This window comes from Caulobacter sp. KR2-114, from assembly GCF_049446115.1.
Classification (GTDB): domain Bacteria; phylum Pseudomonadota; class Alphaproteobacteria; order Caulobacterales; family Caulobacteraceae; genus Acaudatibacter.
Genome location: NZ_JBMSEC010000002.1, coordinates 173,237 through 198,444, shown reverse-complemented (window position 1 = coordinate 198,444; position 25,208 = coordinate 173,237). Strand labels below are relative to the sequence as shown.

23 protein-coding genes are annotated in these 25,208 nt (G+C 71.6%); 15 read left to right on the top strand and 8 right to left on the bottom strand.

Going from position 1 to position 25,208, the window contains the following annotated elements:
- Window positions 1–7 precede the first annotated feature (7 nt).
- Both lipA and ACO2Q3_RS06990 read right to left on the bottom strand, forming a co-directional pair.
- Window positions 8–970, bottom strand: coding sequence for a lipoyl synthase (gene lipA / locus ACO2Q3_RS06995; protein WP_423305841.1), 963 nt, complete (start codon window positions 968–970; stop codon window positions 8–10).
- 52 nt (window positions 971–1,022) lie between these two features.
- A complete protein-coding gene (locus ACO2Q3_RS06990) occupies window positions 1,023–2,459 on the bottom strand; it encodes an MFS transporter (protein ID WP_423305840.1) in 1,437 nt (478 codons plus the stop codon).
- Between the two features lie 94 nt (window positions 2,460–2,553).
- On the opposite strand from ACO2Q3_RS06990, the gene ACO2Q3_RS06985 reads away from it, so the two are divergent.
- The 3 genes from ACO2Q3_RS06985 (at window position 2,554) to ACO2Q3_RS06975 (ending at window position 5,642) form a co-directional block, all read left to right on the top strand.
- Window positions 2,554–3,576: a serine aminopeptidase domain-containing protein gene (locus tag ACO2Q3_RS06985; protein WP_423305839.1), complete on the top strand. Its 1,023-nt coding sequence runs from the start codon at window positions 2,554–2,556 to the stop codon at window positions 3,574–3,576.
- A gap of 83 nt (window positions 3,577–3,659) precedes the next feature.
- Entirely contained in the window at window positions 3,660–5,213 is a 1,554-nt protein-coding gene (locus ACO2Q3_RS06980) for an AMP-binding protein (RefSeq protein WP_423305838.1), read from the top strand.
- Between the two features lie 33 nt (window positions 5,214–5,246).
- On the top strand, window positions 5,247–5,642 hold the full coding sequence (locus ACO2Q3_RS06975; RefSeq protein WP_423305837.1) for a DoxX family protein: 396 nt from the start codon (window positions 5,247–5,249) through the stop codon (window positions 5,640–5,642).
- Between the two features lie 3 nt (window positions 5,643–5,645).
- Here ACO2Q3_RS06975 and gatA read toward each other — a convergent pair whose 3' ends face one another.
- A complete protein-coding gene (gene gatA, locus ACO2Q3_RS06970) occupies window positions 5,646–7,121 on the bottom strand; it encodes an Asp-tRNA(Asn)/Glu-tRNA(Gln) amidotransferase subunit GatA (protein WP_423305836.1) in 1,476 nt (491 codons plus the stop codon).
- Window positions 7,121–7,408, bottom strand: coding sequence for an Asp-tRNA(Asn)/Glu-tRNA(Gln) amidotransferase subunit GatC (gene gatC, locus ACO2Q3_RS06965; RefSeq protein ID WP_423305835.1), 288 nt, complete (start codon window positions 7,406–7,408; stop codon window positions 7,121–7,123). Before gatC ends, gatA begins: the two co-directional genes overlap by 1 nt.
- Before the next feature lie 83 nt (window positions 7,409–7,491).
- On the opposite strand from gatC, the gene ruvX reads away from it, so the two are divergent.
- The 10 genes from ruvX to ACO2Q3_RS06915 all read left to right on the top strand — a co-directional run bounded on the left by ruvX (window position 7,492) and on the right by ACO2Q3_RS06915 (window position 17,202).
- Complete coding sequence (ruvX, locus tag ACO2Q3_RS06960; protein WP_423305834.1) at window positions 7,492–7,959, top strand: Holliday junction resolvase RuvX; 468 nt, start codon at window positions 7,492–7,494, stop codon at window positions 7,957–7,959.
- A gap of 190 nt (window positions 7,960–8,149) precedes the next feature.
- Complete coding sequence (locus ACO2Q3_RS06955; RefSeq protein WP_423305833.1) at window positions 8,150–9,127, top strand: aspartate carbamoyltransferase catalytic subunit; 978 nt, start codon at window positions 8,150–8,152, stop codon at window positions 9,125–9,127.
- Window positions 9,124–9,720 (top strand): TIGR00730 family Rossman fold protein, encoded by a 597-nt coding sequence (locus ACO2Q3_RS06950; RefSeq protein WP_423305832.1) that lies wholly within the window; start codon window positions 9,124–9,126, stop codon window positions 9,718–9,720. Before ACO2Q3_RS06955 ends, ACO2Q3_RS06950 begins: the two co-directional genes overlap by 4 nt.
- Complete coding sequence (gene pyrC / locus ACO2Q3_RS06945; protein WP_423305831.1) at window positions 9,720–11,012, top strand: dihydroorotase; 1,293 nt, start codon at window positions 9,720–9,722, stop codon at window positions 11,010–11,012. Before ACO2Q3_RS06950 ends, pyrC begins: the two co-directional genes overlap by 1 nt.
- A gap of 63 nt (window positions 11,013–11,075) precedes the next feature.
- Window positions 11,076–11,726 carry a glycerol-3-phosphate 1-O-acyltransferase PlsY gene (plsY, locus tag ACO2Q3_RS06940; protein ID WP_423305830.1) on the top strand — a complete coding sequence of 217 codons (651 nt, stop codon included), beginning with the start codon at window positions 11,076–11,078 and terminating at the stop codon, window positions 11,724–11,726.
- A 13-nt stretch (window positions 11,727–11,739) separates the two neighbouring features.
- Window positions 11,740–12,846, top strand: a complete 1,107-nt coding sequence (gene dprA, locus ACO2Q3_RS06935; RefSeq protein ID WP_423305829.1) for a DNA-processing protein DprA — start codon at window positions 11,740–11,742, stop codon at window positions 12,844–12,846.
- Window positions 12,847–13,040: 194 nt separating this feature from the next.
- Window positions 13,041–15,689 carry a type I DNA topoisomerase gene (gene topA / locus ACO2Q3_RS06930; RefSeq protein ID WP_423305828.1) on the top strand — a complete coding sequence of 883 codons (2,649 nt, stop codon included), beginning with the start codon at window positions 13,041–13,043 and terminating at the stop codon, window positions 15,687–15,689.
- Between the two features lie 218 nt (window positions 15,690–15,907).
- Window positions 15,908–16,267 (top strand): MarR family winged helix-turn-helix transcriptional regulator, encoded by a 360-nt coding sequence (locus tag ACO2Q3_RS06925; RefSeq protein ID WP_423305827.1) that lies wholly within the window; start codon window positions 15,908–15,910, stop codon window positions 16,265–16,267.
- A 31-nt stretch (window positions 16,268–16,298) separates the two neighbouring features.
- Window positions 16,299–16,862: an isochorismatase family protein gene (locus ACO2Q3_RS06920; RefSeq protein WP_423305826.1), complete on the top strand. Its 564-nt coding sequence runs from the start codon at window positions 16,299–16,301 to the stop codon at window positions 16,860–16,862.
- A gap of 1 nt (window position 16,863) precedes the next feature.
- Window positions 16,864–17,202 carry a hypothetical protein gene (locus tag ACO2Q3_RS06915; RefSeq protein ID WP_423305825.1) on the top strand — a complete coding sequence of 113 codons (339 nt, stop codon included), beginning with the start codon at window positions 16,864–16,866 and terminating at the stop codon, window positions 17,200–17,202.
- Window positions 17,203–17,223: 21 nt separating this feature from the next.
- On the opposite strand, the gene ACO2Q3_RS06910 is transcribed toward ACO2Q3_RS06915, so the two are convergent.
- The 3 genes from ACO2Q3_RS06910 to ACO2Q3_RS06900 form a co-directional block, all read right to left on the bottom strand.
- On the bottom strand, window positions 17,224–18,498 hold the full coding sequence (locus ACO2Q3_RS06910; protein WP_423305824.1) for an acyl-CoA dehydrogenase family protein: 1,275 nt from the start codon (window positions 18,496–18,498) through the stop codon (window positions 17,224–17,226).
- Window positions 18,498–19,643, bottom strand: a complete 1,146-nt coding sequence (locus ACO2Q3_RS06905) for an acyl-CoA dehydrogenase family protein (protein WP_423305823.1) — start codon at window positions 19,641–19,643, stop codon at window positions 18,498–18,500. The genes ACO2Q3_RS06910 and ACO2Q3_RS06905 overlap by 1 nt, the downstream gene beginning before the upstream one ends.
- A 149-nt stretch (window positions 19,644–19,792) precedes the next feature.
- Entirely contained in the window at window positions 19,793–20,719 is a 927-nt protein-coding gene (locus ACO2Q3_RS06900; protein ID WP_423305822.1) for a hypothetical protein, read from the bottom strand.
- 159 nt (window positions 20,720–20,878) lie between these two features.
- Here ACO2Q3_RS06900 and rnr point away from each other — a divergent pair, with 159 nt between their 5' ends.
- Both rnr and ACO2Q3_RS06890 read left to right on the top strand, forming a co-directional pair.
- Window positions 20,879–23,236 (top strand): ribonuclease R, encoded by a 2,358-nt coding sequence (gene rnr / locus ACO2Q3_RS06895; protein ID WP_423305821.1) that lies wholly within the window; start codon window positions 20,879–20,881, stop codon window positions 23,234–23,236.
- Window positions 23,233–23,880, top strand: coding sequence for a glutathione S-transferase family protein (locus ACO2Q3_RS06890; protein WP_423305820.1), 648 nt, complete (start codon window positions 23,233–23,235; stop codon window positions 23,878–23,880). Before rnr ends, ACO2Q3_RS06890 begins: the two co-directional genes overlap by 4 nt.
- Window positions 23,881–23,893: 13 nt before the next feature.
- On the opposite strand, the gene ACO2Q3_RS06885 is transcribed toward ACO2Q3_RS06890, so the two are convergent.
- A complete protein-coding gene (locus ACO2Q3_RS06885) occupies window positions 23,894–25,150 on the bottom strand; it encodes a sensor histidine kinase (RefSeq protein ID WP_423306918.1) in 1,257 nt (418 codons plus the stop codon).
- Window positions 25,151–25,208: the final 58 nt, after the last annotated feature.

The following is a 25,208-nucleotide window of genomic DNA, read 5'->3' as shown; positions in this document are numbered from 1 at the left end:
GCGTCGATCAGGCCGCCGCGTCCTTGGCCCGCCTGGCCGCCTGCAGCCGGGCGAAGTCCTCGCCGGCGTGGTGGCTGGAGCGGGTCAGCGGGCTGGACGACACCATCAGGAAGCCCTTGGCGTAGGCGATGGTCTCCAGCGCCTTGAATTCCTCCGGGGTCCAGAAGCGGTCGATCGGCGCATGCTTGCGGCTGGGCTGCAGGTACTGGCCGATGGTGATGAAGTCGACGCCGGCGGAGCGCATGTCGTCCATCACCTGCATCACCTCCTCCTTGGTCTCGCCAAGGCCCAGCATCAGGCCGGACTTGGTGAACTGGGTGGGCGAGCGCTCCTTGACCCGTTCCAGCAGCCGCAGGGAGTGGAAGTAGCGCGCGCCCGGCCGGATCGACAGATACAGCCGCGGCACGGTCTCCAGGTTGTGGTTGAACACGTCCGGTTCGGAATCGATCACCGTCAGCGCCGCCTCGACGGGCTTGCGCAGGAAGTCGGGGGTCAGGATTTCCACCGTGGTGGCCGGCGCGGCCGCGCGGATCGCCCGCACCACGGCGGCGAAGTGGGCGGCGCCGCCATCGGCGAGGTCGTCGCGATCCACCGAGGTGATCACCACGTGCTTCAGGCCCATCTTGGCCACCGCCTCGGCGACCCGGGCGGGCTCGGTGGGATCCAGCGGCTGCGGCAGGCCGGTGGCGACGTTGCAGAAGGCGCAGGCGCGGGTGCAGACCTCGCCCATGATCATCATGGTGGCGTGCGACTTGGTCCAGCACTCGCCGATGTTCGGGCAGGCGGCCTCCTCGCACACCGTGACCAGGCCGTGGGTCTTCACGATGTCGCGGGTGGCGTTGTAGCCGGCCGATCCGGGCGCGCGAACGCGCAGCCATTCGGGCTTGCGCAGGATCGGGCTGTCGGGCCGGGCCTGCTTCTCGGGGTGGCGCTGGGCGCGGGCGGTGGTTCTGTCGATGACCGTGGCCATGGCGCCTAGATCGTCGGTTCCGCCCTCCGGATCAAGGGCGCCTGCTGCAAGCTCAGGGAATCGGGGCGCTGGAGAGCGGCGGCGCCACCTCTTCCAGCGACAGTCGCTCGGCCCGGACCCCCAGCCAGAGCTCGGCGCCCGCCGCCAGCAGCATGAGCGCGCCGCCCAGCAGATAGCCCGGAAAGATTCCCGCCCGCGTGCCTCCCTCGATCAGGGCGCCGAACAGCGCCGGGCCGGCGATGCCGCCAAGGCCGGTGCCGAAGGCGTAGAACAGGGCGATGACCATGGCCCGGGTCTCCAGCGGAAAGCTCTCGCCCACCGTCAGATAGGCCGCGCTCGCCGCCGCCGAGGCGAAGAAGAAAATCACGCTCCACGAGAGCGTAAGCTCGGTGACGTCCAGGGCGCCCCGTGCGAACAGCCAGCCGACGACGATCAGCAGCACGCCGGCGATGGCGTATGTGGCGGTGATCATCGGCCGCCGGCCGATGCGGTCGAACATCCAGCCCAGCAACAGCGGGCCTAGCACGTTGCCCGCCGCGAACGGCAGCAGGAACCAGCCGACGCTGTTTGGCGGGACCTGGTAGAAGGTGGTCAGGATGGTGGCGTAGGTGAAGAAGATGGCGTTGTAGCAGAACGCCTGGGTGGCCATCAGCGTCACGCCCAGCACCGTGCGCCGCGGATAGGTGGCGATCAGGGTCCGCGCCACGTCGATCAGCCCCGTGCCGGCGCGTGCGCGAAGGCCGATCCTCGGCAGGCCCGTCGGTGCGGCGAGACCGGCCCGCGACTCGATGGCGCCGACGATCGCCTCCGCCTCGGCCACGCGGCCGTGGGTCATCAGCCAGCGCGGGCTCTCCGGCAGGAAGCGGCGGACATAGATCACCACCAGCCCCAGCACCGCGCCGCCGACGAAGGCGAACCGCCAGCCGATCGCCGGCGGCAGGATCCTCGGATCCAGCACGATCACCGAGCCGATGGCCCCCAGGGCGGCGCCGATCCAGAAGCTGCCGTTGATGATCAGGTCGGTCTGGCCACGCCGGCGCGCCGGGATCAGTTCCTGCACCGCCGAGTTGACGGCCGCATACTCCCCGCCGATCCCCGCCCCGGTGATCGCCCGGAAGACGGCGAAGCTGAAGAAATCCCACGACAGGCCGGTGGCCAGGGTCGCCGTCAGGTAGACGGCGACGGTGACGGTGAACAGTCGCTTGCGTCCCAGGGTGTCGGTCAGGCGGCCGAACACCAGCGCCCCGATCACCGCGCCGGCGATGTAGGCGCTGCCGGTCAGGCCGATCTGCGAGGGGGTCAGCGACAGCCCGTGGCCCGAGCCCAGCGCGCCGGACAGCGCCCCGACCACGGTCACCTCCAGCCCGTCGAGGATCCAGGTGACCCCCAGCGCGGTGACCACCAGCCAGTGGAACCGGCCCCACGGCAGGTTGTCGAGCCGCGCCGGCACATCGGTGACGACGATGCCGTCGCCCTGTCCTGTCGCCATCCCCCACGTCCTTCCCTGACCTTTCCAAGCCTAACGGCAAAAGCCGGCGGTTGTTTCCGGTTGCCGGTTCGGTCCTGCCGGGAGATCAGGGGACATGGGTCGCGGGTGGGCCGCCATCGCCGTCTTGCTGCTGCTCGCCGCCTGCACCGGCCGCGACGCCGCGCGGCCGTGCGCCGAGACCCGCACCCCGCCCACGCTCGGCGCACGGTTCTATCCGCCCGAGGGCTGGGGCTGGGGCCTGATCCAGCTCGGGGACGCCCCGCCGCAGCGCTACGGCGTCGGCGCGCCGGCCACCGCGATGCGCGCCCAGGTGCTGATCCTGCCGGACTATGGCGAGAGCGCCGAGACCTGGTTCGAGACCGCCGCCGACCTCAACGCCAGGGGCTATGGGGTCTGGGTGCTGGACGGTTCGGGCCAGGGGGGCTCGGGACGGCTGACCGGCCCGCGCGACCTGGGCTACCTGCGCTCGTTCAACCCGGACGCGGCGGCCGTGCGCGCCATCATCGCGACGGTGATCCGGCCGCCGAAGGACACGCCGCTGTTCATCCTTGGCGAAGGCGTCGGCGCGATGGTGGCGGTGCGCGCCGGCGAGCGGCCGCTGGCGGCGCAGGGGATGATTCTCAGCAGCCCGGCGCTCGACGAGCGTCCGGGCGGGGCAATGACCGATTTCGAGGTGCTGCTGGGCGGCCGCCGGCGCGCGCTGGGCGGGCATGCCTGGCGCCGCGACGCCGGCGACCCCTTCACCTGGGGGGGCACGCACGACCCCTGGCGCGGGCGCGCGCCGCGTCTCTGGCAAGCGGCCAACCCCGACCTGCGGGTGGGCGATCCCAGCGTCGCCTGGGTCAGCGCCTACAACCTCTCGGCCCGGCTGGCGCGCGATGATCTGAAGAGCCTTCAGGCGCCGACCCTGGTGCTGGAACCAGCGAAAGGCGCGCGCGGCTGCCGCGACCTGCCGCACTGCGAGGCGCACGTCCTGGCCGACGCCGGGCCGATGCTGGAGCTGGAACGCGACGCGGTGCGCCAGGCCTGGCTGGCGGACATCGACGCCTTCATCCGCGCTCGACTGGCGCCGGCGCCGGCCGCCACGTCCGCGCCGCGCCCGTCACGCCCCGGTTGACGGCGCTTTCCAAGCCCGGCCCGCCTCTGTAGCGTCCGCGCAACAAGACCAAGCACGATCCAGTTCTGGGAGGTTCTCCGCGCATGTCGCGCGCATTTGATCCCGCCGACGCCGACCGCAACCTGTTCGACGCCCTGCTCGAGGCGTCGCGCCGCTATGGCGCCAAGAAGCCGATCCTGGAGGACCAGGAGCGCAATCCACTCAGCTACACCGACCTGATCCGCGCCGCCTTCGCCCTGGGGCGCAAGATCGCCGGCTTGACCACGCGCGGCGAGCATGTGGGCCTGCTGCTGCCGTCCTCGTCGGCGGCGACCGTGACCTTCTTCGGTCTGCACGCCTTCGGCCGCGTTCCGGCGATGCTGAACTTCACGGCGGGGCTGCGGAACCTGCGGGCGGCCGTGAAGCTGGCAGGGGTCAGGCGGGTGCTGACCTCGCACCGCTTCATCGAGCAGGGCAAGCTGCACGACATCGTCGATGCGCTCGAGGAGACCTGCCAGATCACCTATCTGGAGGACGTTCGCCAGACCATCGGCACGGGCGACCGCCTGTTCGCCCTGGCCGCCTCCCTGGCGCCGAAGCGTTTCCGCGTCGACAGCAAGCCGGACGACGCGGCGGTGATCCTGTTCACCTCCGGCAGCTTCGGCGCGCCGCGCGGCGTGGTGCTGTCACAGCGCAACATCCTGGCCAACGTCGCCCAGATCGCCGCCCACATCCCGCTGGACCCGGCCTGGGTGATGTTCAACCCTCTGCCGGTGTTCCACTGCTTCGGCCTGACCGGCGGCGTGTTCCTGCCGATCCTGACCGGGATGAAGGCGTTCCAGTACCCCAGCCCGCTGCACGTCAAGCAGATCCCGCCGCTGCTGCGGGACGCCAAGGCCAGCATCCTGCTGGCCACCGACACCTTCGTGAACCAGTACGCCCGGGCCGCCGACGCCGGCGACTTCGCGACGGTGAAGTTCGTGGTCTGCGGCGCCGAGAAGGTGCGCGACGAGACCCACGCCCTGATCCGCGAACGCTTCGGCCCGATCCCGCTGCTGGAAGGCTACGGCGCCACCGAGGCCTCGCCGGTGATCGCGGTGAACAAGCCGGCCGACAACCGGCCGGGCACCGTCGGCGGCCTGCTGCCGGGCATCGAGACCCGGCTCGAACCCGTGGAGGGCATCCCCCGCGGCGGCCGGTTCTATGTGCGCGGGCCCAACATCATGAAGGGCTATCTGCACGAGGGCGGCGCCATCGAGCCGCCGCCGGGCGGCTGGCACGACACCGGCGACGTGGTCGAGATCACCGAGGACCAGTGGATCACCATCCTCGGTCGGGTGAAGCGGTTCGCCAAGATCGGCGGCGAGATGGTCTCCCTGACCGCCGCCGAGGATCTGGCGGTCAGCCTGTGGCCGGACGCCCGCCACGCGGTGATCTCCCTGCCCGATCCGAAGAAGGGCGAGCGGCTGGTGCTGGTCACCGACCGGCCCGACGCGGAGGTCGACAAGCTGGTGTCGCACGCCAAGCGCCAGGGCGCGCCGGATCTCGCCGTGCCGCGCCGCATCGTCAAGGTTCCGGAAGTGCCAGTGCTCGGATCAGGCAAGACCGACTACGTGGCGATCCAGAGAATGGCGGAGATGGAGGCCAAGGCGGCCTGATCCATACCCGTCGAAAAGGGGGAGGCTGAAGACATGGACCGACTGAACGCGTGGTCGCCGCGGGTGCTGAGCCTGCTGCGCATCCTGACCGCCCTGCTCTTCATGGAGCATGGGTTGATGAAGCTGTTCCACTTCCCGGCGCCGCAGCCCGGCGCCCCCAACCCATTGCCCGCGATCCTGCTGGCGGCGGCCTGGATCGAGGTGGTGGGCGGCGCCCTCATCGCGGTCGGCCTGTTCACCCGGGCGGCGGCGTTCCTGTGCTCGGGCGAGATGGCGGTCGGCTACTTCATCGCCCACGCCCCCAAGAGCCCCTGGCCGGCGGTCAACGGCGGCGACGCGGCGATCCTGATGTGCTGGGTGTTCCTGTACTTGGTGTTCGCCGGCGGCGGCGCCTGGAGTCTGGACGCCGCGGTGCGCAAGCGCGCCTGAAGGCTACCACCAGCGCTCGGGCCTGGACCTGAAGGCGGCCGCCTTTTCCAGCGCGCCGCCCAGCGAGAACAGCGTGCCCTCGTCCAGCGCCCGGCCGATCAGCTGCAGACCGAGCGGCAGGCCGTTGGCGTCGACGCCGCCCGGCAGGCTCATGCCCGGCAGGCCGGCCAGGTTCACCGTCACCGTGAAGATGTCGTTCAGGTACATCGCCAGCGGATCGGCACTGTTCTCGCCCAGGCCGAACGCCGCCGACGGCGCGGTGGGGGTCAAGAGGGCGTCGACCTTCTCGAAGGCCTGGGTGAAGTCGTCGGCGATCCGCCGGCGCACCTTCAGCGCCTTCAGGTAGTAGGCGTCGTAGTAGCCCGCCGACAGCACATAGGTGCCGATCAGGATGCGGCGCTTGACCTCGTCGCCGAAGCCGGCGGCGCGGGTCTGCTTGTAGACGTCGTCCAGGCTCTGCCCGTCCGCCTCGCGCAGGCCGTAGCGCATGCCGTCATAGCGCGCGAGGTTCGACGACGCCTCGGCCGGGGCGATAATGTAGTAGGCCGGCAGGGCGTACTTGGTGTGCGGCAGCGACACCTCGACGATCTCGCAGCCGGCGTCCTTGAGCCAGGCGATGCCCTGGCTCCACAGGGTCTCGATCTCGGCCGGCATGCCGTCGACGCGGTATTCCTTGGGCACGCCGATGCGCAGGCCCTTGACCGACTTGCCGACGAAGCTCGGGAAATCCGGCACCTCGGCGGGCAGGCTGGTGGAATCCTTCGGGTCGTGTCCGCTCATCGACTTCAGCAGGATCGCGGCGTCCTCGACGGTGCGGGCGATCGGGCCGGCCTGGTCCAGCGACGAGGCGAAGGCGATGATCCCCCAGCGCGAGCAGCGCCCGTAGGTCGGCTTGATGCCCACGGTGCCGGTGAAGGCCGCGGGCTGGCGGATCGAGCCGCCGGTGTCGGTGGCCGTGGCGCCCAGGGCGAGGTTGGCCGCCACCGAGGCGGCCGAGCCGCCGGACGAGCCGCCCGGCGTCAGCTTCTGGTTCGAGTCCCGGGAGCGCCAGGGGTTGATCACCGGGCCGCAGAAGCTGGTCTCGTTGGACGAGCCCATGGCGAACTCGTCCATGTTCAGCTTGCCCAGCATCACCGCCCCGTCGCGCCACAGGTTCGAGGTGACGGTGGACTCGTAGGTCGGCTTGAAGCCTTCGAGGATCTTCGAGCACGCGGCCGAACGCACGCCCTCGGTGCAGAACAGGTCCTTGATGCCCAGGGGCGCGCCTTCCAGCGGCCCGGCCTCGCCCTTGGCGATGCGGGCGTCGGCGGCGGCGGCCATGGCCAGCGCCTGGTCGGGCGTCTCGGCGACATAGGCGTTCAGCGGCCGGGCGGCCTCGATCGCGGCGATGTGCGCCTGGGTAATCTCGGTGGCGGAGAAGCGCTTGCTCTTCAGGCCTTCCAGCGCGTCCTTCAGGCTGATGTCGGTCAGGGCGCTCATTATTCGACCACCTTCGGCACGACGTAGAAGTTCCTGTCCGACTTCGGCGCGTTGGACAGCACCTTGGCGGGATCGCCGCCGTCGGTGACCACGTCCTCGCGCATCGGCAGCGCCACCTGCACGGCCGAGGTCATCGGCTCGACACCGTCGGTGTCGACCTCGTTGAGCTGTTCGATCCAGGCCATGATGCCCGAGATCTCGCGGGCCAGGGGCTCCAGCCGCTCCTCGGGCTCGCGGATGCGGGCGAGATTGGCGACCTTGCGGACAGTGGCGGCGTCGACGGCCATGGTGGCTCCATCCAGAGGAAGGGGTGGGGTTACCCGCCCGCCGCCCTGTTTGACAAGTGCGCGCGCCCGGCCGATGCCGGGCCATGGCCGTCCTCGACATCACTGAACTCGCCGCCGCCCTGCCCCGCGGCGCCCCCGTGGTCGGCCTGGACCTGGGCACGAAGACCATTGGCGTGGCCGTCTCCGACGCCTCGCTGATGATCGCCAGCCCGCTGGAGCTGATCCGCAAGACCCAGTTCACCCAGGACGCCGAGGCCCTGTTCAAGGCCATGGCCAGCCGCCACGCCGCCGGCATCGTCATCGGCCTGCCGGTGAACATGGACGGCACGGAAGGCCCCCGCAGCCAGTCCGCCCGCGCCTTCGGCCGCAACCTGCTGCGCCTGAAGGACCTGCCGATCGCCTTCTGGGACGAGCGCCTGTCCAGTGTCGCCGTGAACCGGGTGCTGATCGACGAAGCCGACATCACCCGCGCCCGCCGCGCCGACCTGGTGGACAAGATGGCGGCCGCGTACATCCTGCAGGGGGCGCTGGATCGGATGCGGAGCCTCTAGGCCGGCGCGCGGCAGCCCCCTACCCCCGCTTCGCGGGTACTTCCCCCTGAGGGGGAAGAGAGCGCAGGCGCGAGCTCTTGCGCTGTGTCTCTTCCCCCTATGGGGGAAGTACGGCCGGAGGCCGGGAAGGGGGCTCCAGCAGAGAACCACCCTTCCCCCCTTCGTCAAACCTGCCTAGAACGCCCCTTTCATGAGCACCCCTGCCCCCGGCCTCGACGAGGTCCGCGCGCGGACCTTCCCGTTTCCGCGCCGACACCTGCTGTCGGTCAACGATCTCGATCCGATCCAGGTCAAGGACCTGCTGGATCTGGCCGACGGTTTCGTCTCGCTGAACCGGCAGGCGGCCAAGAAGGTCGACCTGCTGAAGGGCCGCACCCTCATCAACCTGTTCTTCGAGGCCTCGACCCGCACCCAGAGTTCGTTCGAGCTGGCCGGCAAGCGGCTGGGGGCGGACGTGGTCAACATGAGCCCGCGCACCTCGTCGATCTCCAAGGGCGAGACCCTGATCGACACGGCGGTGACGCTGAACGCCATGCAGCCGGACATCCTGGTGGTGCGCCACGCCTCGTCGGGCGCCGCCTCGCTGCTGTCGCAGAAGGTCAGCTGCAGCGTGGTCAACGCCGGCGACGGCCAGCACGAACACCCGTCGCAGGCCCTGCTGGACGCCCTCTCCATGCGCCGCGCCTTCGGCCACATCGACGGCCTTAAGGTGGCGATCTGCGGCGACGTGCTGCACAGCCGCGTGGCCCGCTCGAACGTGGGCCTGCTGACCATGCTGGGCGCCGAGGTGCGGGTGGTCGGGCCGCCGACCCTGATGCCCACAGATGTCGCCCGCTGGGGCGTCAGCGTGCACCACGACCTGCGCCAGGGCATCGAGGGCTGCGACATCGTCATGATGCTGCGCCTGCAGCTGGAGCGCATGCAGGGGGCCCTGGTGCCGTCGATGCGCGAATACTTCCGCCTGTGGGGCCTCGACCGCGAGAAGCTGGCCAGGGCCGCGCCGCATGTGAAGGTGATGCACCCCGGGCCGATGAACCGCGGGGTGGAGATCGATTCCGACGTCGCCGACGACCTGGCCGTCAGCCTGATCCAGGACCAGGTGGAGATGGGCGTCGCCACGCGCATGGCGATCCTGGCCTCGCTGGCCGCGCGGCTCGACAACCGATGACGGCCGGTCCGATGAACGCCGTCTGCGTCTTCTGCGGCTCCAGCCCGGGCGCCGACCCGGCGTACGAGGCCGCCGCCCAGGCCACCGGCCGGGCGATCGCCGAGCGGGGCCTGGCCCTGGTCTACGGCGGCGCCAAGGTCGGGCTGATGGGCCAGGTCGCCGATGCGGCCCTGGCCGCGGGGGGCGAGGTGTTCGGCGTGCTGCCGCGGGGCCTCGCCGCCAAGGAGCTGGCCCACACCGGCCTGACCCGGCTGGAGGTCGTGGACTCGATGCACGAGCGCAAGGCGCGGATGGCGGACCTGTCGGACGGCTTCCTCAGCCTGCCCGGCGGCATCGGCACCCTGGAGGAGGTGTTCGAGGTCTGGACCTGGGGCCAGCTCGGCTTCCACGCCAAGCCCGTGGGCTTCGTCAATGTCGCGGGCTTCTACGATCCGCTGCGCGCCTTCCTGAACCACATGACCGGCCAGGCCTTCCTCAAGCCGATGCACCGCGACATGGCGATCTTCGCCGACACCCCGCAGGACGCCCTGGACGCCTTCGCCGCCTACCAGCCCCCCGCCGTCGACAAATGGATGGAGCGCGAACAGCTCTGATGACCGCCCCTCCCATCGCCTTCATCAACGCCCGCCTGGTCGATCCGGCGACCGGATACGACGGCCCCGGCGCCCTGCTGGTGGAGAACGGCCGCATCGCCGCGGTCAGCCACGAGGTCGGCTTCAACGACCTGTCGCCCGAGATCCGGGTGGTGGACTGCAACGCCGCCATGCTGTGCCCCGGGCTGATCGACCTGCGGGTCAAGACCGGCGAGCCGGGCAACGAGCCGCGCGAGACGCTGAAGTCGGCCGCCCGCGCCGCCGCCGCGGGCGGGGTGACCTCGATCGTGGTGCAGCCGGATACCGAGCCGGCGGTGGACGACCCGTCGGTGGTCGACTTCATCCTGCGCCGGGCCCGCGACATCGAGCTGGTGCACGTCTATCCCGCCGGCGCGGCCACCAAGGGCCTCGGCGGCAAGGCGATGGCCGAGATCGGCCTGATGCACGACGCCGGCTGCGTCTACGTCACCGACGCGGACCAGCCGATCATCGATTCCAAGGTGTTCCGCCGCGTGCTGTCCTACGCCTCGGCGCTGGGGGTGCTGGTGGCGCACCGGCCGGCCGATCCGTGGCTCAGCGCCGGCGCCGCCGCCACCGAGGGCGAGCTGGCCGGGCGGATGGGCCTGCCGTCCGTGCCGGTCGCCGCCGAGACCATCATGCTGGAGCGCGACATCGCCCTGGCCGAGCTGACCGGCGCGCGCCTGCTGGTCGACCAGATCAGCGCCGCCCAGCCGCTGGAGGCCCTGGCGCGCGGCAAGGCGCGGGGCGTGAAGCTGCTGGCGACCGCCTCGATCAACCACCTGTCGTTCAACGAGATCGACATCGGCGACTACCGCACCTTCTGCAAGCTGACGCCGCCGCTGCGCAGCGAGGATGACCGCCTGGCCCTGATCGAGGCGGTGGCGTCGGGCCTGGTGGACATCATCGTCTCGGCCCATACCCCGGCGCCGCCCGAGGACAAGCGCCTGCCCTACGACGAGGCCACGCCGGGCGCCGTCGGCCTGCAAACCCTGCTGCCGGCGCTGCTGACCCTGTATCACGAGGACCGCGCGCCGCTGGTCACCCTGATCCGGGCCGTGACCCTGGCGCCCGCCGAGGCCATCGGCCTGCCCGCGGGCCGGCTGGCCCCCGGCGCCCCCGCCGACCTGGTGCTGTGCGACATCGACGCGCCGCAGCTGATCGACGCCGCCGAGCTGATCTCCAAGTCGAAGAACTCCGCGTTCGACGGCCGCCGCCTGCAGGGCAAGGTGCTGATGACCCTGGTCGACGGCCGGATCGTCTACGAGGCCTGAGCGGCGATGCAGACCCGCCTCGAAGGCCTATCGCGCCGCGCGCCCGCAACCTAGACTGTGGCCATGCTGACCGACGCCGACCCCACGTTTGCCCTGATCGCCCCGCTGGTCGGCGGCTATCTGCTGGGCTCGATCCCGTTCGGGGTGATCGTCACCCGCCTGGGCGGCGCCGGCGACGTGCGCAAGATCGGCTCGGGCAACATCGGCGCCACCAACGTGCTGCGCACCGGACGGCGCGACCTGGCGGCCATCACCCTGTTGGCCGACGGCGGCAAGGGGGCCGTGGCGGCGCTGACGGCCGGCTGGCTGTTCGGCCCGCTCGCCGCGGTCCTGGCGGCCGGCGCGGCCTTCCTGGGGCACATCTTCCCGGTCTGGCTGAGGTTCAAGGGCGGCAAGGGGGTGGCCACCTTCTTCGGCACCCTGATCGCCGTCTCGTGGCCCGCAGGGCTGATGGCCGGCGCGACGTGGATCGCCATGGCCGTGCTGTTCCGCATCTCCTCGCTGTCGGCCCTGGTCGCGGCGGCGCTCTCGCCGCTGCTGGTGTTCGCCGTCGATCCCGGCGGCGAGGGCAAGATCTATCGCGTGTACCTGGCCGCCTTCATGGCCGTGCTGATCTACGTCCGGCACACCGAGAACATCTGCCGCCTGCTGAAGGGCGAGGAGCCGCGGATCGGCGGTTCGAAGGCCGCGGCCGCGCCGCCGGCCGCAGAGTAAGTCGCAAGATCCCATGCCGCGTCCGTCCCTGAGCGCCCGGGAAATCGTCGACTGGCTTCGGCTGGCGCGCGCGGAAGCTGTGGGGCCCGTCACCTTCAACCGCCTGCTGGAACGCTACGCAACCCCGGCGCGGGCGCTCGAAGCCCTGCCCGAGGTCGCCCGGCGCGGCGGCCGCGCCCAGCCGCTCGCCATCCCCACGGCGGCCGACGCCGAGCGCGAACTGGCCGCCGGCGAGGCGCTCGGCGCGCGGCTGATCTGCGCCGCCGACCCCGCCTTCCCGCGCCTGCTGCTGGAGCTGGACCCGCGGCCGCCACTGATCTGGACCCTGGGCGACGCCGACCTGCTGCGGCCGCGGGCGGTGGGTATCGTCGGCGCGCGGGTCGCCTCCGCGGCCGGCCGCCGGTTTGCGCAGGGCCTGGCCGCCGACCTGGGCCGGGCCGGCTATGCGGTGGTCTCCGGCATGGCGCGCGGCATCGACGCGGCGGCGCATGAGGGCGCCCTGCCCTACGGCACGGTCGCCGTGCTGGGCGGCGGGATCGACGATATCTATCCGCCGGAGAACGCCGGCCTGCACGCCCAGCTGGCGGCGCGCGGCTGCATCGTCTCGGAATCGGCGCCCGGCCGGCGCGCCCAGGCGCAGGACTTCCCCCGTCGCAACCGCATCATCTCGGGCCTGTCGCTGGGCGTGGTGGTGGTGGAGGCCGAGCTGAAGTCCGGCTCGCTGATCACCGCCCGCCAGGCCGGCGAACAGGGCCGCGAGGTGTTCGCGGTGCCGGGCTCGCCGCTCGACCCGCGGGCGCGGGGCGCCAACGACCTGATCCGCCAGGGCGCGACGCTGGTCGAGAGCGCGGAAGACGTGCTGGCGGTGCTGAACGGCCTGCGTGGCCTGGCCGACCCGGAGCCCCCGGCCTATCAGGGCGCCGGCGCGGCCCCCGACGACGGCGACGTCGACGCCGTGCGCGAACGTCTCGCCGGCCTGCTGTCGCCGACGCCGATGCCGATCGACGAACTGGCCCGCCAGTCCGGCGCCCCGACGCCTATCGTGCTCGCCGCCCTGATGGAGCTCGCCCTCGCCGGCCGGGCGGAGCTGCTGCCGGGCGCCCTGGCGGTGGCGGGCTGAGCCCGTCCGGGGGGCGAAAAAATAGTCCAGCCCGCTCTTCCTCTACGAGGAAGGGGGCGGACAATGAGCTCCGCCTTGACCCAGAAGCACGGCGGCCACGTTGACAGAGCGGCGCCCTCGCCCCCACTTTCCGCCACCGCGCCGCCCCGGCGACGCCGTCGTCCCCCCTTGCAGCAGGCGCTGAACAGTCCCGCATGAACGTCGTCGTCGTCGAAAGTCCGGCCAAGGCCAAGACCATCAACAAGTACCTTGGGTCCGACTACAAGGTGCTGGCCTCCTATGGCCACGTCCGCGACCTGCCGTCGAAGGACGGCTCGGTGAAGCCCGACGAGGACTTCGCCATGAGCTGGGACATGGACGCCAAGTCCGCCAAGCGGGTCAACGAGATCGCCGATGCGCTGAAAGGCGCCAGCCGCCTGATCCTGGCCACCGACCCGGATCGCGAGGGCGAGGCGATCTCGTGGCACGTGCTGGAGATCCTCAAGCGCAAGAAGGTGCTCAAGGACGCCACCGTGCAGCGGGTGGTGTTCAACGCCATCACCAAGTCCGCCGTGCTGGAGGCCATGGCCAACCCGCGCGACATCGACATGGAGCTGGTCGACGCCTACCTGGCGCGCCGCGCGCTGGACTATCTGGTGGGCTTCACCCTGTCGCCCGTGCTGTGGCGCAAGCTGCCGGGCAGCCGCTCGGCGGGGCGTGTGCAGTCGGTGTCGCTGCGCCTGATCGTCGACCGCGAGATGGAGATCGAGGCGTTCAAGACCCAGGAATACTGGTCCATCGACGCCGACGTCACCGCCGGCTCCGACCCGTTCCTGGCCCGGCTGGTCAAGCACGAAGGCAAGCGCCTCACCAAGTTCGACCTGGGTAACGAGACCTCGGCCCTGGCCGCGAAGGCCGCCGTGGAGGCGGCCACCTTCAAGGTCACCGCCGTCGAGAAGAAGCCGGGCCGGCGCTCGCCGCCGCCGCCCTTCACCACCTCGACCCTGCAGCAGGAAGCGGCCCGCAAGCTGGGATTCTCGGCCCAGCGCACCATGCAGGCGGCCCAGAAGCTGTACGAGGGCGTGGACATCGGCGGCGAGACCGTCGGCCTGATCACCTACATGCGGACCGACGGCGTGCAGTCGGCGCCCGAGGCGCTGGATGAGGCGCGCCACGTGATCGGCGCCCTCTATGGCAAGGACTACGTGCCCGAGGCGCCGCGCCGCTACACCACCAAGGCCAAGAACGCCCAGGAGGCGCACGAGGCGATCCGCCCCACCAGCCTGGAGCGCAATCCCGGCAAGCTGCGGCTCGATCCGGACCTCGGCCGGCTGTACGAGCTGATCTGGAAGCGGATGATCGCCTCGCAGATGGAATCGGCGCGCATCGAGCGCACCACCGTCGACCTCGACAGCGCCGACGGCCAGACCGGCCTGCGCGCCACCGGCCAGGTGGTGCTGTTCCCCGGCTATCTGGCGGTCTACGAGGAAGGCCGTGACGACGAGGCCGACGAGGATGGCGGGCGCCTGCCGATCATCAAGGAGGGCGCCGACGCGCGGGTGCTGCAGGCCCGCGCCGACCAGCACTTCACCGAGCCGCCGCCGCGCTACTCTGAAGCCTCGCTGGTCAAGAAGATGGAAGAGCTGGGCATCGGCCGGCCCTCCACCTACGCCTCGATCCTGACCGTACTGCGCGACCGCGCCTATGTGCGGATGGAGAAGAACCGCTTCATCCCCGAGGACAAGGGCCGCCTGGTCACCGCCTTCCTGGAGCAGTTCTTCCGCCGCTATGTCGACTACGGCTTCACCGCCGCCCTCGAAGAGCGCCTGGACCTGGTATCGGCCGGCGAGCTGGACTGGAAGGCGCTGCTGCGCGACTTCTGGCAGGACTTCCACGCCGCCGTCGGCGAGATCGGCGAGCTACGCATGACCCAGGTGCTGGAGGCGCTGAACGAGGCGCTGGGCCCGCACATCTTCCCGGCCAAGCCGGACGGCTCGGACCCGCGCCTTTGCCCCACCTGCGGCACGGGCCGGCTGAGCCTGAAGACCGGCAAGTTCGGCGCCTTCATCGGCTGCTCCAACTATCCGGAATGCCGTCACACCCGGCCGCTGGCCGCCAACGACGACGACGCCAACGGCGAGACCACCGGCGACCGCGAACTGGGCGTCGACCCCGCCACCGGCCACACCATCTGGCTGAAAGCTGGCCGCTTCGGGCCTTATGTCGAGGAGACCGACGAGAAGCCCAAGCGCGCCAGCCTGCCCAAGGACTGGCCGGCGGCGTCGATCGACCTGGACAAGGCGCTGCGCCTGCTGCGCCTGCCGCGCGAGGTGGGCGTTCACCCGGACGAAGGCGGCGTGATCCTGGCCGGCATCGGCCGATACGGGCCCTACGTGCAGCACAACGGGACCTACGCCAACCTGGCCGGGACCGAGGAGGTGTTCGACATCGGCCTCAACCGCGCCGTCGCCGTGCTGGCGGAAAAGCGCGCCGGCGGCGGACGTGGCGGGCGCGGTCGCACCGAGGCCGCGGCGCTGAAGGAACTGGGCGAGCACCCGGTGACCGGCAAGCCGGTGCGGGTGCTGTCGGGCCGCTACGGGCCGTACATCAAGCACGAGAGCACCAACGCCAACGTGCCCAAGGGCGCCGATCCGGCGGCCCTGACCATGGAAGAGGCCGTGGCCCTGCTGGCCGCCCGCGAGGACAAGGGCGGCGGCGGCAAGAAAAAGCCGGCGCGCAAGGCCGCCGCAGCCAAGAAGGCCCCGGATCCCGGCACGGCCAAGGTGGTCAAGGCCAAGTCGCCCGCCGCCAAGAAGAAGGCGGCGGCGAAGAAGCCTGCCGCCAAAAAGGCCGCCGCGGGCTGATCCCCCCTTCGCCCTCCCCGTCATGGGGAGGGACCGACGGCAGCACGCCGCTGCGACCGACGTCAATATATGCAGCTAATCTGTACAGTTCGACTTTACAGACAATCTGTCGATATGCCACCGTCCCCCCCATGGACGACGCCAGCCCGCCCCCATCCGACCCGACGGCCGCGCTTGCCGCCGACCTGATGTCCACCGTTGGCAGGCTGAGGCGACGGATGCGGGAAGAGTCGAACGCCGGCGACCTGAGCCCGTCGCAGGTGGCGGTGCTGCTCAATCTGGAGAAGAGCCCCGCCACCACCTCCAGCCTGGCGCGGGCGGAGGGCATGCGGCCACAGTCGATGGCCGCCGTCGTGGCCGCCCTGGAAGCCGTCGGCTTCGTGCGTGGGGCGCCCGACCCGAACGACGGCCGCCAGACCCTGCTGTCGATGACCGACGCCTGCCGCCAGTGGCTTGTCGAGGGCCGCGCCGCCCGCCGGGACTGGCTGTCGCGGGCGCTGGCCGAGCGGCTCAGCCCGCAGGAACAGGACCATCTGGCCGAGACGCTCGCGCTGTTCCGCCGGCTGCTCGACGAGTGACCGCCGCCCCGCCCGCCTTGGAGGTTCGCCCATGACGCTGACCACGCTCGACCGTAACACCGCCCTGCTCGTCGTCGACCTGCAGAAAGGGATCCTGGCGCCGCCCCTGCCGCCGCCCGTCGCCGCCGTGGCGGAGCGCACGCGCGCCCTGCTGGACGCGTTCCGCGCCCGCAGGCTTCCGGTGGTGCTGATCAACGCCGCCGGCGTCGCCCCGGGACGCACCGAGCAGCCGCGCCGCGTCCCCGCCACGCTGCCGGAGGGCTTCGCCGACTTTCTGCCCGAGCTGGGCCAGCAGCCGGACGACATCGTGGTCACCAAGTTCACCTGGGGCGCCTTCGCCACCACCGATCTCGACGCCCGGCTTAAGGCGCTGAGCGTGACCCAGGTGGTGGTCACCGGCGTCGCCACCGGCACGGGCGTCGAGGCCACCGCGCGGCAGGCCTACGAGGCCGGGTACAACGTCAGCCTGGCGGTGGATGCGATGTTCGACCCCCGCGCCGAGGCGCACGCCTACAGCGTGGCCAACGTCTTCCCGCGGCTGGGCGAGACCGGGACGGCCGATGAGATCGTGGCCCTGCTGGACAAGGCCCCCTGATATGGCGCCGGCCAGCATCCCCCACCTGATCGCCTGGTTCTTCGGCGGCGCCTTCCTCTGCAACGCCACGCCGCACCTGGTCGCCGGCGTGATGGGCCGGCCGTTCCAGAGCCCGTTCGCCAAGCCGCCTGGGCAGGGCCTGTCGTCTTCCACCGTCAACGTGTTGTGGGGCTTCTTCAACCTCGCGCTGGGCTACGGCCTGGTCTGCCAGGTCGGCGCCTTCGACTTCAAGGCGGTCCCGGATGTCGCGGCGAGCGGCGCGGGCGCCCTGCTGATCGGGCTGTTCAGCGCCCGGCATTTCGGCCGCTTCAACGGGGGCGCCGAGCCGACGGCGTCGTGAGCACGCCGACCGCTCGCGACCTCAGGCGCCGCCGGCGATCTCGCGGAAGGGTTTGGCGGGATCGACCGACCCATCCTTGGGCATACGCAGCACGCGTTCGGCCAGGATGTTGCGCTGGATCTCGTCGGTGCCGCCGGCGATCGACACCGCCGGCACGGAGACCAGCACCTCGGCGATGATCCCGTCGTGCGGACCGTCGGCGCCGGACAGCATGGCGTCCGCGCCGCTGATCAGGGTGTGCGCCCGCGCCGCGGCCCGCGCCACATGGCTGGCGACCAGCTTGGCGATCGAGCCTTCCGGTCCCGGCGGCTGGCCCTGGGCCTGGGCGGCGCGAGCGCGGCGGGCGGTGAAGTCAGCGCTGCGGCTGAGGATCAGCAGCCGGGCGATCTCCTGGCGCACCACCGGATCTGACAGCTTGCCGGTCTCGCGCGCCCGCTCGATCACCAGGTCCACGCGGCCCGCGCGCTGCGGGTACCACTTGTACGGCTCCATCGCGATGGCGGTCTCGGCGCGCTCCTCGTCATAGATGCCGCCCTGCCGCGACCCGGCCTCGGCCAGGCCGACGCCGCCCCCGCCGCCGGCGAAGCCGCGCCGCTCGTGCATCAGGGTGGTGTTGGCCACAGCCCACCCCTCCCCGCGCGCGCCGACCATCAGCTCGGCCGGAACCTCGGCGTCGGTGAAGAACACCTCGTTGAACGAGGCGTGGCCGTTCATCTGCCGCAGCGGCCGCACCTCGACGCCCGGCTGGCGCATGTCGATGACGAAATAGCTGAGGCCCTGGTGCTTGGGGACGTCCCAGTCGGTGCGCGCCAGCAGCAGGCCCCAGTCGGCATGATGCGCGCTGGTGGTCCACACCTTCTGGCCGTTGATCACCCAGCGGCCGTCCCGCCAGTCGGCGCGGGTGATCGCCCCGGCCAGGTCCGAACCGTTGCCCGGCTCGCTGAACAGCTGGCACCAGCTGTCCTCGCCGGTGAGGATGCGGCGCAGGAAGCGGCCCTTCTGGGCGTCGTCGCCGTGCGCCAGCAGGGTGGCCGAGGCCAGGTTGCGCGGCCCCGCCCGCGCCGGACCGACAGCGCCCGCGCGGCGCATCTCCTCCTCGACCACCGCCACCAGGGGCGGCGGCAGGTCGCGCCCGAACCAGGCCCTGGGCCAGCCGGGCGCCGCCCAGCCGGCGTCGACCAGGATGTTGCGCCACTCGACCAGGCCGTAGGTCGGACGCCAGGTCTCGGCCAGCCAGGCCCGGATCGCCTCGCGGACCGCGTCCGCCGTTGGCAGGGTTTCGCCTTGCTGGTCCATCAGTGCCCCCATGCCCGCATCATCTGTTCGCGCCGCCACGTCGGGTCGCCGAGGAACACCTCCGAACTCTTGGCCCGCTTGAACCAGAGATGGGTGTCGTTCTCCCAGGTGAAGCCGATGCCGCCGTGGATCTGGATGGTGTGCAGCGCCGTCTGCAGATAGGCCTCCGAGGCGCTGGCCTTGGCGAGCGAGGCCAGCGCCATGAACTCGCCGCCGCCGCGCCCGCCGTCGTCGTCGGCCGCCGCCGACGCCGCGTAGGCCGCCGACCGGGCCAGCTCCACCTCCACCAGCATGTCGGCCTGCTTGTGCTTCATCGACTGCAGCGCAGCGATGGGGCGGCCGAACTGGATGCGCAGCATGGCGTAGTCCAGGGCGGACTCGCGCAGCTTCTCGGCACCGCCGACCGACTCGCTGGCCAGGCACGTCGCCGCCTGGGCCAGGGTCAGGGCCATCGGCCCGGCGGCCGCTTCCGCCTCGCCCAGCAGCTCGGCCTCCACGCCGTCGAAGGACAGCAAGGCGATCTTGCGGGTGGGATCGAGCGCCGTCAGCGGCCTGCGCTCGAGGCCGGCGGCGCCGGCCCGCGCCGCAAACAGCGACAGGCCCTCGTCGCCCGCCGATCCAGGCCGGCGGGCCAGCACCAGGATCAGGTCGGCGGTGTGGCCGTCGAGCACGAAGCTCTTGACCCCGTCGAGGCGGTAGCGGCCGCCGTCCAACGGGGTCGCCGTCGTCTCGACGCCGCCGAAGTCCCAGCGGCCGTTGGGCTCGGTGAACGCCAGGGTGGCGATAGTTTCGCCCAGCGCCAGCGGCGGCAGCAGCGCGGCCTTCTGCGCCTCGCTCGCCCCGTTCAGGATGGCGGTGGTCGCCAGCACCACGGAGGCGAAAAAGGGCGCGCAGACCAGCGCCCGGCCCATTTCCTCCAGCACGATGCCCAGCTCGACGAAGCCGAAGCCCTGGCCGCCGTAGATTTCCGGGACGTGCACCCCGCAAAGCCCCAGGGTGTCGTTCAGCTCACGCCAGGCCGCCCGCTCCCACCCCGCCTCGGTCTCCATCAGCCGCCGCACGGTCGGGGTCGGCGAGACCTCCTGGAAATAGCGGCGCAGGACCTGGCGGAATTCCTGCTGCTCGCCGGTGAACGCCCACTGCATCGCATCCTCCGCGCGCCGCCTCGCCGGGCGGCTTGCCCGACCCGGAGCATCGGAGCGGAGTGCGCGGCGGGCAACCGCTTCCGCGTCCGCCCCCGGCAGAAACATGGATGTGAACGTCGCCGCGCGAGGCGCCGTCGCCTTGGCGCGCCTCAGGCCTCCGCGGACGCGTAGCCGGCGTAGGACTGCTTGAGGCTGGCGTGATTGAGCAGCATCTCGGCCACCTGCCTCTCCCCTGCCGCATCGAACACCCGGGTGCGCACCCAGTAGGACTCGGTGCGCTTGCTCTCGGCCAGGGCGACGATCTCGCGGCGCAGCACATAGGTCTCGCCTACGAACAGCGGCCCGTCGATCAGTCGGATCTCCTGGTCGGCGAACAGCCCCACGGCCGGCCCCTTCACCGGAAAGCCCGCCTCCCGGCTGGTGTATTCGAAGAGCACGCTGAGCATCTCGAAGGGGATGATCGCCCGCCCCCAGGGCGAGGCGGCCGGATCGGAGAACCAGGGCGAAGGCTCGGTGATCGCCGCCAGCTTCTGGTTCAGGCTGAATGGGTACAGGGCGCCCATGTTCTGGTCGGCCTCCATGCGCACCCGCTCGTCGCGGACGCCGGTCATGCCAACCCTCAGATCCTCGAGGATCAGCAGCTTTCCGGGCGGGCGCAGGGCCGCCATGCGCGTTTCCAGCAGGGTCGGCTCGCTGGTCTCGTCCCTCGGCCCGACGCTGGCGCTGGCCTCCAGCACCGGCGTCCCATCGGCCTTCTCGGCCCAGACCCGGGTCGAGGTCGCGCCCTCGGGCGGGATCTCGGCGAAGGCGCGAACGCTCTCGCCCTCCACGACCATGTTCAGGAAGTGCGACGAGATGCAGCCGCTCTCGAACCAGCGGCGGCCCCAGATGTGGGCCAGCAGCGGCTGGAACTGGCTGAAGTGCGTCGGCCCCTCGATCGGCCCGGCGCGGAAGCCCAGCTTCTCGGCCATGGCGTCGTCGTGGATCGAGGCGTGGCCGCCGTATTCCTGCTCGGCGAGCATCTGGCGCGGCTGGCGCAGAGGACCGGCCAGGCTGAGGGGCGTCGCAAAGCTCATCGGGGTCTCCTGGGGTGGCGTGCGCAGGCGCCCACCTCTAGCCGCCCGGACGGGTCACATCGACAAAAATGACGGCAAGCGCCGCCGCGTCCTCCAGGCCCGAAGCGCGCCGGAAGCCCCCCGGGTCGCCGACTCTCGGTATCCGCGCTAAAGCAGGGCATGCGTAAGCCGCGTCCCCCTCGCCCCGCCCGGGCCGCCGAAGCCCAGCATGCGCCGCAGGGCCTGCCGGACCGCGAGGCCCTGCTCGAGTTCATCCGCCAGGCCGGCGAGACCGACAAGGCGGCGATCGCCCGCGCCTTCGGCCTGAAGGGCGCGGACCGGCGCGCCTTGCGCGAGCTGCTCAAGGACCTGGAAGACACCGGCGCGCTGGGCCGCCGTGGCCGCAAGGGCGTGGCCGAGGCCGGCGCCCTGCCGCCCGTCGGGGTGGCCGACGTCACCGACCGGGACGCCGACGGCGAGCTCTATGTGCGGCTCACCAAGGCGGGCGAGGACACGCCCCTGGTGCGCCTCGCCCCCGACCGGCGCGAGGTCGCGGCCGGCGCCCCCGGCCTGGGCGACAGGCTGCTGGTGCGCTTCGAGAAGCTGGAGACCGGCGAGTTCGAAGCGCGCATCATCAAGCGCCTCGGCCAGAGCGCCCACCGGGTGCTGGGCGTGGTGCGCAAGTCGCGGCGCGAGACCCGGGTCGAACCGGTCGATCGCAAGAGCAAGGAAAGCCTGCTGCTGACGCCGCTGGAGGCGGAGGACCTTCGCGACGGCGACCTGGTCCTGGCGCAGGTGGGCGGCGACGTCGACCGCCGCCACGGCCCCAAGCGCGGCAGGGTGCTGGAGGTGGTCGGCCGCGAGGACGACCCGCGCGCCGCCTCGCTGATCGCCATCCACACCCTGGGCATCCCGACGGGCTTCTCGGAAGCCGCCGAGGCGGAGGCCGCCGCCGCAAAGCCGCCGACCCTGGCCGGGCGCAAGGACCTGCGCGACCTGCCGCTGCTGACCATCGACCCGCCCGACGCCCGCGACCACGACGATGCGGTGTACGCTGCGCCGGACGAGGATCCGAGGAACGCCGGCGGCTGGATCGTCTGGGTGGCCATCGCCGACGTCGCCGCCTACGTGCGGCCGGGCTCGGCCCTGGACCGCGAGGCGCGGGAGAAGGGCAACAGCGTCTACTTCCCCGATCGGGTCGAGCCGATGCTGCCGGAGGCCCTGTCGGCCGGCCTGTGCTCCCTGCGCGAGGGCGAGCCGCGGGCCTGCATGGCCGTACGCATGGTTTTCGGCAAGGACGGCCGCAAGCGCAGTCACCGGTTCGAGCGCGGCCTGATGCGCTCGGCGGCCAAGCTCTCGTACGAGCAGGCGCAGGCGGCCATCGACGGCTTCCCGGACGACAAGACCGGCCCGCTGCTGGAAACCGTTCTGAAGCCGCTGTGGGCCGCCTATGCGGTGATGAAGCAGGGCCGCGACGCCCGCTCGCCGATCGAGATCGACAGCCCCGAGCGGCGCGTGCGCATCGGCGCCGACGGGCGCATCGCCTCCATCACCCCGCGCCAGACCCTCGAGGCCAACAAGCTGATCGAGGAGTACATGATCCAGGCCAACGTCGCCGCCGCCGAGACCCTGGAGCAGCGCCATTCCCCCCTGGTCTACCGGGTGCACGACACGCCCAGCGACGAGAAGGTCCAGGCGCTGACCGACTTCCTGGCCACGCTCGGCATCCCCTGGAACAAGGGCCAGGCGCCGCGCACCGACCGCTTCAACCAGCTGCTGCATCAGACCCGCGAGGGGCCGCACGCCGAGATCGTCAACGAGGTGGTGCTGCGCACCCAGATGCAGGCGATCTATTCGCCGGACAATATCGGCCACTTCGGCCTCAACCTCGACCGCTACGCCCACTTCACCTCGCCGATCCGCCGCTACGCCGACCTGATCGTGCACCGCGGCCTGATCCGCGCCCTAGGCCTGGGCAATGACGGGCTGAGCGACGAGGACATCGCCCGCCTGAAGGACACCGCCGAGCGGATCACCGCCGCCGAGCGCCGCGCCATGGCCGCCGAACGCGCCGCCACCGACCGCTACATCGCCGCCTTCATGGAGGACCGCGTCGGGGCCGACTTCGAGGGCCGGATCACGGGCGTCACCCGCTTTGGCCTGTTCGTGCGCCTGAGCGAGACCGGCGCCGACGGCCTGGTGCCCGTCTCCAGCCTGGGATCCGACTATTTCGTGCACGACGAGGCGGCCCACGCCCTGGTGGGCGAGCGCACCGGCGTGCGCTGGCGCCTGGGCCGGATGGTGGAGGTGAGGCTGCGGGAGGCGACGCCGATCACCGGCGGGCTGGTGTTCGAGATGCTCAGCGACCCCGAGCCGGCCGATCCCAACGCGCCACGCACGCCCTTCGCCGGCCGCTCGCGCGGCCTGCGGGGCGGACCGGCGCGCGGTGGCCCGAAAGGCGGACCGAGGGGCGGCGGCGCGGGCCGCGCCAAGCTGCTGCGGCCGGGCGGTCCGCGCAAGAAGGGCAAGCGGCGGTGAGCCTCACCGTCTGGGGCCGGTTGTCGTCGATCAACGTCCAGAAGGTGATGTGGGCGATCGCCGAGATCGGCCTTCCCCACCGGCACGTTCCGGCCGGGGGCGACCATGGTGGCCTGGACGAGCCGGCCTTCCGCGCCCTCAATCCCCACGGCAAGGTGCCGGTGATCGAGGATGACGGCGTGGTGGTCTGGGAGTCAGGGGCCATCCTGCGCCACCTCGCGCGCGCCCACGCCGCCGCCGGCCTGTGGCCGGACGACCCGGCCCGCCAGGCGCAAATCGACGCCTGGATGGACTGGAGCCAGACCACGCTGCAGCCGGCGTTGATCGGCTTCTTCTGGGGCTGGTACCGCACGCCGCCGGCGCAACGCGACGAGGGCCGCAACGCCGCCCTGCTGGCCGCCGCCGAGGCGGCCCTGCGGGCGCTCGACGCCCAGCTGTCCGACAAGGCCTACCTCGCCGGCGACGCCCTGACCCTGGCCGACATCCCGTCGGGAACCCTGCTCTATCGCTACTACGAGATGCGCATCGCCCGCCCTGCCCTGCCGAACGTCGAGGCCTGGTATGCCCGCCTGGGCCAGCGGGGAGGTTATCGCGAGCAGGTCATGCGCCCGTTCGGCGAGCTGGAGGGCCGCCTGGCCTTCTAGGGCGGGATCAGCTTCACGGCCGCAGGCTGATCGTGGCCTTCACCCCGTCCGGCTCCATGCGGATGTCCGAAGCGCCGCCGAGATTGGCCGGGCCGGTCTGCAGCAGGCGGTGGCCGAAACCCTGCCGTTCCGAGACCTTCACCGGCGGGCCGCCGCTTTCGCGCCAGGCCAGCGTGACCAGGCCATCGGCGGTCTTGCCCAGCGTCACGGCCACACGGCCTTCCGGCGTCGACAACGCCCCGTACTTCACCGCGTTGGTGCCGAGCTCGTAGATCATCAGGCCCAGCAGGATGGCCGCGGGCCGGTTCAGCACCGTGTCGGAGGGTCCGCTGACGTCGATGCGCGCGCGGTCGAAGGACGACAGCACCTGGTCGACCACCGCATGCAGGGTGGCGGTCTCGCCCTTTTCGAGATCCAGGATGTCCTGCGCCTTGGCCATGGCGCCCAGCCGGGCGATCACCGTGTCGCGCAGGTCTTCCACACTGGCCGCGCCGCGGGCCGATTGGGCGACCACCGCCTGCACCATGCCGATGCCGTTGCGCGCCCGGTGCGCCAGTTCGTCGGCCAGGATACGGCCGCGCTCCTCAACCAGCTTGCGCTCGTGGATGTCCTCGACGGCGCCCAGGTACTCGCGCACCACGCCGCGGCGGGTCACCGGGGCGAGGCTGAAGGAGGTCCAGCGATGCTCGCCGCTGGGCGCGTGGCGCAGCCGCGCCTCCAGCTTCACGGGACCGTCGCCCAGCCTGGCGAAGGCCGGGGCGTCGTCCGGGTGCAGCATGTCGCGCCAGGCGCCCGGGCGGCGTTCGTGCTTCTGGCCGGTGAAGGCGCGCCACTCGGGGCTGGGAAACAGCCGCTCGCCCCGTCCGTCCAGCCGCACGACGAAGGCGGCGGTGGCGGCCACCAGCAGCCGCAGACGGTCCTCGCTGGCCGCCAGCTGGCGGATGGTGCGGGTCATCATCTCGGCCACCATCAGGATCAGCAGCCCCGACAGCAGAGCGATCACCGACGGAGCGACGAAGGCGGTCAGCGGCAGCGGCGTCGGACGGGTCTGCGAGATCGCCGCCGCGACTGCCGCGCCCAGCACGATGGCGACCAGGCCCGCGAGCCAGTCGCCCCAGACGGTGGCGATCAGCACCGCCGGCAGGAAGGCGATGAAGGGCATGTCGACGCCGTGCACAGGCGGAATCAGCAGGCGCGCCACCGCGCCCAGGCCTGTCAGCACGACAGCCAGGGTGACGCCAAGCCAGCGCGGCGGCGGATGCGCGGGCACCAGACCCAACCACCGCCGCTCCACCGTCCCGAGCCGGGGTGGGGTCTCAATCATGCGG